The organism is bacterium, assembly GCA_023150945.1.
In the GTDB taxonomy this organism is placed as follows: Bacteria; Zhuqueibacterota; Zhuqueibacteria; order Zhuqueibacterales; family Zhuqueibacteraceae; genus Coneutiohabitans.
Map to the genome: position 1 here is coordinate 85,674 of JAKLJX010000026.1, position 7,899 is coordinate 93,572.

Consider the following 7,899-nt stretch of genomic DNA (forward strand, 5'->3'; position numbering starts at 1 on the left):
TCATTCCTCATTCATTCACTGCTGTCGACGGAAACAATCGCATGGGTGAACTGCGGCACAGCCTCAATCCTGGGTCCACGCAAAGCGCTGGCCGAAGGTGCCATTGCCGTAGAGAATCAAATCCGTGCGCGCCAAAGCATCGCTGTAGATCGGGCTGTCGAAGCGATAGTGGAACTGTAGCTTGATGGCGGCAAAGGTGGTGTTGTCCGGCGGCTGGCGAAAGGCACGACGATCGTCCATGATGTTGGCCTTAACCGTCAAGCCCCAGCCAACGGCATCGTTGGTGCGCACGGGTGTGATTAGAATGTTGCCCAGCGAGCGGCCATCATACTGAAAACTCACCTCGAAGTCGGCATAGATCGCATCCTGGCCGAACACGCTAGCCCAATGCGGCCCCGGCACATTGATGGTCATCTCCCGAACTTGGCCGCCGGCATTGGCGGCATTGTCATTGAGATGCTTGAAGCCCTGCAATTTGTCCAGCTCCCAGTGCACGTCGCCCTCATTGTCGAGAATGCGCGTCATGGTGGCGCCGACGATGGCCGAGGCGATCTCCACCACCTGCATCGGCTTGGAGGTTGCGCCATTGCCAGACATGCCCTTGGCATGAGCTGTGCGAGATGGCGATCCTGCGCCGATCATGCGCCCGCTGGTTCCGCTAGCATGCAGAATCTGCACGTTGACATTGCCCGGGCCGTTGGTGGTGGCGCGATTCTCGTACTCGCGCATGAACTCCCGAAAACCCTTGACGCTTTGGTGTTGCCCCTTGCCAGCAGGCCAGGGATCATTGTAGCGTACGAAGGTGCCCTCGGGCGTGCCGTCGCCATACACGCCGGTTACCGTCACCGCATGGCCGGAGGGAACCGCTACGCCGATCCACAACGGGCCATTGGTCTCCAACAGCCGGCGAAAGCCCTCGACGGTGTAGGATTGTGGTGGCTCTGCCACCAAACGCCACGCTTGCCCCAGCGCCGCATGGTCGCGGGGATAGAGGCCGGTGTGATACTCCTGCCATCTGCCCGCGCCCGCCGCGATCTCGGCAGGGTCGATGGAGAGGCGGTCGCGCCAGCCCACGACCATGGCCGCCGCCGCTGCCCAGCACGACATGTTGGTGAGCTGGGGCACGAGCTCGACTTCGTTCCAGTTGACATCGAACGATTGTCCCTGCGAGAGCGTGGCAGCGGCTGGCATTGCCACCTCCGTTTGAGCCGGAGCCTCCTGGCCGGCAGGTGCGCCATTGTGAGGGTCGCAGCCTCCGGCAGCAGCGCGGGATCCACCGAGTGTCGCGGTCTGCCGGGCGTGCGTTGTTGCTGTACCGAGCGCTTTGGTGCTGGCGCCGCCGGGATTCCCTACCGACCAGATCCAATTGATCTTGTCCTGCGTCAGGCGGCAACCTTGGTTGAGCTGGCGATCAAAACCCGAGACATGCACGCCGATGATGGAATGGGCCAGCACAGATTGCTGTGCTTGTTGATCATCATAGGCATAGACATAGAACACCGGCGAGCCGCTGTTGCCCGGCTCGGTGTTGATGTGATATTGGAAACGCTCCTGGTTGTCGGAGAGCGCGCGGATGGTATCGCCTTCCAGATTTTGCTTCTCCTCGTCTCCCGTGACCGCGCCGTAGCCGCACACGATGATGGGTTCGGGGATGGACATGTTGAGTTCTTCCAGCGCATCAAAGTACTGGCCATTCGGCGGCGGCGTATTGACGCGCAATACGGCGAGATCAAAATCAAATCCGCCGTCATAGCGCGGGTGGTACGCCCAGTCCGCGCGATTGACCCGGAAAGAGCCGAAGGGTTCTTTGTTGGCAGGATCGTTGGCATTGAGGCCGGGCGTAACGATGATGTGAGAGGCCTGGGTGCGCGTTCTCCAAGCGATGACATTGTGGGCGCAGGTCAGAATGCGATCTTCCGCGATGTAGAAGCCGGTGCCGATGCCGGGGCTCGAGCTGCCGGGCATGAAGATCTTGAACTGGCAAATTGCCGAATGCGGAAAGAACGTCGTGATCGGCACGCCCGCACGCCAGCGCGCATAGCGTTTCGTCCACTCCCAAATCATGTGGAGGGCGTCCAGGAAGCCAGTGGGCCGGTAATCCGGCTCCACAATTCGCATGGCGCGCGCGGCTACGGGAGTGGTGCCCGCGTTCCCGTTTTGCCCGCTGGGAATGGGAACGCCTGCGGGATGAGATTCATCGGTGCGCATTGCCACGCCCTGGCTCGAGGCAGCCGCTTTGGGAAAGCACGAGCTGCTTTGCACCAGGCGCATGTAGTAATCCCAATCCCAAACCGCATTGGGGCAGGCTCGATGGCTGGTGTTGGGGTCGGCCTCGGCGTGGCCGAGAATGTGTTGGCGGTCGAGCGGAATATTGTAGCGGTCCGCCAGCCAGCGCACCAACGCGGCGGAGCTGCGGTACTGTGCCTCGGTGGGATGCAAACCGCGGGTATTGGCATTGTGCTCGATTCCGATGCTGTCGGAATTGGCGCTGCCAGCGTGCCAGGCAACCCGATCGTGCGTCACCATCTGCACCACTTCGCCATCCTGCCCGACGATGTAGTGGGCGCTGACCTTTCTGGCCGTGCCGTCACGCTCCACGGGATTCTGAAACCAGCCAACCGTACCGTTGATATTGGCGCCGCCGTCGGTAATGTGAATGATGATGCGTCGGATTTCGCTGACGCTGCGCGTGCCGCCGAACCACTTGGCTGGAACAAAGCGGCTGGCTTGGGGGTACTCGGGATCGGTGCGTGACTGCGTCGCAGCCATGGCCTGGGGCTTTGCGTGCTCATCCGGAATGGGCCCCTCGATGGCATAGTCTTCGGCACTCATGGTCATGGGACCAAAGCCGTCGTCATATTCGAACGCTGCGCCAGTGCTCGCCGTTGACAGCATGGCTGGGCGTTCCGCCCCCGCCGTGCTGCCATTGGCCGGCGCAGGAGTCGCACCATTGGCAGGCCTTGCCGCTTGGCCGTTGATTTGTTCTGTGCCGGGCCGGGCGAGATCGCCTGCCCAGGTCAATGCGCCGTGGCTGGCCTGCCCATAGCCGTTGCCAGCCTCCGAGCGAGAACGCGGCAGGGTGCTCAACCGCCGGGCTGTGCGCCCCGAGAAGGTCTGGAGGCCGATGTAAGGGCTGGCGTCGGTGGGCGAGCTGATTTCAACAATTTTGCTGCCGCCGCCATCCGCGAAAGTGGCGAAGCCGTAGAAGAGCTTGGGTTGACCGGCGAAGCGTTGCAGCGCCGCCTGCGGCACCAGATAGACCGCCTGCCCGCGCTCGACCCGCAAGACGCCCTGCTCGCGGCTCGAGTAGAAATTGGCGTGCGTGCGCCGATTCTTCTGGTCAGCGCGAAACAAAGAGGGATCAGTGGCGAGGGCCACTTCAAACCAGGGGTGCTCACCGGTGGTGACGGTGAAGCCGAGCACCGAAAAACGATCGCTGACTTCCATGCGTGTAGGACGGATCATCGTTGCCATCCTGACCTCCTTGGTAAACTATTGTGGCCTGCAGAGCTGGCCGTGCAAACCCGCTCCACCCGCAAGCATGGGCGTTGCGTTCTTCCCAGCTCCGCAAGGCAGCTCGAATACATTCATGAATTCTGAAAACCGTAGCTGGCGAGCAGGCGGCGCCACGCCTGTTCGTCGTAGTTGTATCTTTGCAAGCGATAACGCGGATTCTCCGGCTCGCCCTGCCTTTCAATGATTCCCTCGCCCGCGAGACGCTCGAGAGTTCTCGCCAATTGTGCGACCTCCACCCGCAAGCGCTGGCGCATGATCCACCATTCCGCGATCCCTTCCAATGTGTCGGAGGCATCGGGGTTTGCGCTCAAGTAGCCCAACACGGCCTCTGCAATTTCGTTTTCCCGCAGGCGCGCGCACTGGTTAAGACGGTCGTCGGTCAAGTTAGCCTCCGCTTTGGGAACTAACCTCTACAAGCCGAATGCCAGTGCCGACTCTTTCCGGGCTACTGTAGACGCGTCAATGAGTTGCGTCCTGCGCTGCTGCGCAGCTCGCCGCGAAAGTGGGGGAACTTCGCCCCACCTGTTGTAATGCCAATCCTGCGCCGGCTGCCTGCGAATGCAGCAGTTGAGGATGGGGTCGGATCACCCCATCCCCTGGGGAGTATCCTCCCCCACACCTCCAGCCTTGGTTCGAAAGCGATCCGCCTTGATGCCATGTTTTTTCAACATGCGGTTGAGGTCCCGCCTGTCCTTGCCGGCAGTACGGGCCGCGCGGCTGACGTTGCCATCATATTCCCTCATCAGTCGCACGAGATAGGCTGTTTCAAAATCGGAGATTGCCTCTTGCTTCATCGCGTTGAAGGGACGAAGTTCGTCACTGTTGCAGCGGGAAGCGATCGGCGCTTTCGCTCCGGCTGCCATGGGAATATCGAGATGAGCATGAGTGATCTCAGTCGATCGGCAGTAGTAGACGCCGCGAATGATAGCGTTCTCCAATTCCCGAACGTTTCCCGGCCAGTCATGGTCTTGCAGGCTTGCCAGTGTTTCCGGAGCCAGGCGAAGATTCTTGCGATCGGGAGGGCTGTGCTTGTCGAGGAAGTGGTCCACCAGGGCAGGAATGTCCTCCTTGCGTTCCCGCAGCGGAGGAAGTTGGATGAAGAACACACCCAGGCGATAGTACAGGTCGGCCCGAAACACGCCGGCATGTACGAGGAGATCAAGAGCGGCGTTCGTGGCGGCGATGATGCGCACGTCGGCCGGCCGCTCGCGGTTGCCGCCCACCGCGCGATACTTCTTGTCCTGCAACACGCGCAGGAGCGTTACTTGCGCTCGAGGTGAGAGCGAATCGATCTCGTCGAGGAAGAGCGTGCCGCCGCTGGCCTCGGCAATGAGTCCTGCGCGCCTGGTGCGCGCGTCGGTGAAGGCACCTCGCTCATGACCGAACAGCTCGGTTTCGAGCAAGGAATCAGGGAGTGTGCCGCAATTCAGCGCCACAAACGGACCAGAGGCACGATTGCTGAGATAGTGCAGGGCGCGCGCCACCAGCTCTTTTCCGGTGCCGGTTTCTCCACTGATTAGGACGGAAGCGTTGCTCTGTGCCACTTCCGGGAGCTGGTGAATGGCAAGAATGAATGCGGGAGCATGTCCCACCAGCCGGGATACGCCGAGCCTCTCACCGAGGCGTTTGATCAGTTGCTCCATCTGTCCGCCAGTTCCCTTGCTCGCTTCGGCTTTTCCTCATCATTGCAGTCGGTCGAGCGGCAGCAGTCGCAGACGCCTGGGCGTATCCCCCCAAAGCGCGATTGACGGCAGACGCTGACTCGCTTGCGCATAGGATGCACAAACAGAAGCACGACATGGGCGGGTTGTGCCATGCCGCAAAAGTTCGGCACTGTGTTGCTGCTCAATAGCGAGTCTGGCAACAAGTCACACGAGATGAGTTACGGGAGAACCTTTGAGGGAGTCGCGCAAGGTAGAACCGCTACACCATCCCAATGGCTACAAATCCGGGTCGTTGCAGAGCTCTCGCCCCCAAGTGCAGAGTGTCTCAAATCGCCCATTTCCTCAAGCCGTGCAATTCATCGTGCCAACATCATAACAGACACCGGACAGGCAGCGGAATCTTTCGAAGATTTTGAAATCGGTCATTCTGGGGAAAGATACGGACACCTCATCGAGTCGATTCGGAGAACTCGTCTTGGAGTCTCGCGAAGGCAGAAGAAGTCATGAAATTTCGGTTCTCATCTGCTCCAAGTTTGACAGTTGGATATGCTAAGTTCAGTATCTGTGCCAGAAATGCGCCGAGGTTTTAGCTACAAGATTTGATTCTTCGTGAGTCGTTTTGGCGGCGTTGCGTTGATCGAGTTGGCCGAAAACCGGCGTTGCCCACAAGCCTGCTTGATGGGCACTCCGGCCGTGGCCGGCAACTTGAATTACAGATCACTGCTGGTTTACGTCTGCGGACTTCACATGGGCATTGAATTCGTGCTATCCTCGGGCATGCCGAAAGGCCGTCGTCTCCTTGGCAGTGGCTGTTGAACTTGTGCAGGTGCCTGCCTGGGGTGGTCGCGTTTAAAGTGCCTCAGAAAGCGAGTCGCGACAGACGGCAACTTGTTCTCAGTGCCGAATGCACTTGACCTAACAATTCACTATTGGAGCGCCCGGCTGACAACAATCCGTTGCGAACGATCGTGGCTCTCCATGTGAGCGGCACGCTCCACGACATATGTCTTCGCAAACATATCGTGAAATGCCTGGCGCTTCTGGTTGAACACGGCTATCAAAAAGCCCATAAAGAGCGGAAGAGCCGATACTATTTTCAGAAGATTTCGAAAGAGTGCCTGTTTGAGCGTGAGTGGGACTCCTGCTTCAGAAACGACCATGGCGCCGACAACCCGCTTGCCAAGCGTGGCGTGCATGCGCGAAGATTCCATTAATGTGCAGTACACAAGGTACACCAAAAAGCCGAGGTTCTTAAGGAGCTCCCTCTGTGAATAGAATCTGGCTCGGGCCTCGAGGTTACTTGTGTCCCTGAAGTAGCCACGCAAAACTTCATCGAATCCCAAGAAGAAGTAGGCGAGCGAGACCACTGCAAGCATGATGGGCACGGTATCGATCAAGTAGGCCAGAAGCCTTCTCCAAAATCCGAGGTATTTCATCTCAGCACCATTGCTCGTTCGTCTTTGATTGTGACCAAATGTGGATAACTGAACCCGTTCAGAGTGCCGCAGCAACGCCGATCGAAAGAACCGAGGATTTCACGACGAACCTTCAACTGCGCTTGTGTTTTGGCAGAACCTCGGTATTGGGAGGTTTGGCCACGACAACATGCGGCTCGGTATCAGTGTTGCCTATCATCAGGTTTGTCTTTCTCTGGTTTTGGCTCTGGTTTTGATTCGGTCTGTGGCGAGAGCGCGCTATACGTCATCCATCCTTCAAACGTCTCTATCTCGACTCTCGAGAATTCCCTGCTCACGGTTACCACCGCAGCTCTCTCATACGTCAGTCTTCTGCTGAGCGCTTTGAGTTTCTTGGTCGTGAGCCAGTGCCATAAGGCTTTGCGCTCAAAATTGAAGGTTGTACTGATCGCCAGAACCGCGGCCGGGATCGCCGCAACGGTCGCGGTTAGCCAGCCGGGAGTGAGCTGCACCGCGGCCAGAATTGTAGCAGCAATGCTGCCGGTGACGGCAACCCAGGCAACAATATGCGCACAGACATGGTTCGTCCAGCCGAATCTTTCGGTGCGTCTGGCTGCTCTACCGAGCTCCTCTATGAGAGATTGCCTCTCCTGCGTGGTAACTTCCAGGCCTTGGTTATCGAAATTTGGCATAGCCCACTATCCTTGGCCTTTCTTCCACATTGGCCACTCTGCCGGCACTATCGTCGTGCCGTCAAGGTGAGCGATTTAAGCTCTGCTGCAATTGTTGCATGTGCAGGAGACGTGCTCCCTGCTTGTTCAGGGCTGGCCCTTGCTTTCGTTCAATGCCATCGCTCAGATGCTGACCAGACTGTCAGGTCTCGGCCCTATCCTCAACCGAGAACTCCAGCCCGCCGACGAGCCGCGCGGCCAGGTTGTACAACCAACAAAACAACGGGACGAAGAGAAAACCAAGTGCGGCGTACAAGAAAGCAGGATAACAAAAAGCCAACGGACAACTGCTTCCCCTCGGTTCCGGGATTGAGCAGCGCGCTGAGCATCCCAAATGAAATGGCGAAAATGACGCCAAGCACGAAGTAGATGACGGCGGAGACTTTTCCCGCCTGCCAGGCACAATTCGAGAAAGACGCTTGACCACTGTGCCGATCCTTCCTTTCCCATTAGATTTGCTGCACTGGTTTGGGGCCCTCGCGACCAGTTTTCGATACTAGCCCAACTTCCGCAGATGAAGATTTTTTTGAAGCTTTTTGGGTAGCGGATCAAGGCTAAGCACTTGATTCCGTG

Annotated in this window: 5 protein-coding genes; all 5 read right to left on the bottom strand. The window is 58.6% G+C overall.

What is annotated here, in order from left to right:
- Window positions 1–63 precede the first annotated feature (63 nt).
- Complete coding sequence (locus L6R21_24185) at window positions 64–3,474, bottom strand: N-acetylmuramoyl-L-alanine amidase (GenBank protein ID MCK6562309.1); 3,411 nt, start codon at window positions 3,472–3,474, stop codon at window positions 64–66.
- A gap of 113 nt (window positions 3,475–3,587) precedes the next feature.
- Complete coding sequence (locus L6R21_24190; protein ID MCK6562310.1) at window positions 3,588–3,899, bottom strand: hypothetical protein; 312 nt, start codon at window positions 3,897–3,899, stop codon at window positions 3,588–3,590.
- Between the two features lie 201 nt (window positions 3,900–4,100).
- On the bottom strand, window positions 4,101–5,159 hold the full coding sequence (locus L6R21_24195) for a sigma-54 dependent transcriptional regulator (GenBank protein ID MCK6562311.1): 1,059 nt from the start codon (window positions 5,157–5,159) through the stop codon (window positions 4,101–4,103).
- A gap of 947 nt (window positions 5,160–6,106) precedes the next feature.
- On the bottom strand, window positions 6,107–6,616 hold the full coding sequence (locus L6R21_24200; protein ID MCK6562312.1) for an RDD family protein: 510 nt from the start codon (window positions 6,614–6,616) through the stop codon (window positions 6,107–6,109).
- A gap of 182 nt (window positions 6,617–6,798) precedes the next feature.
- Window positions 6,799–7,287, bottom strand: a complete 489-nt coding sequence (locus L6R21_24205) for a hypothetical protein (GenBank protein MCK6562313.1) — start codon at window positions 7,285–7,287, stop codon at window positions 6,799–6,801.
- Between the last annotated feature and the right edge of the window lie 612 nt (window positions 7,288–7,899).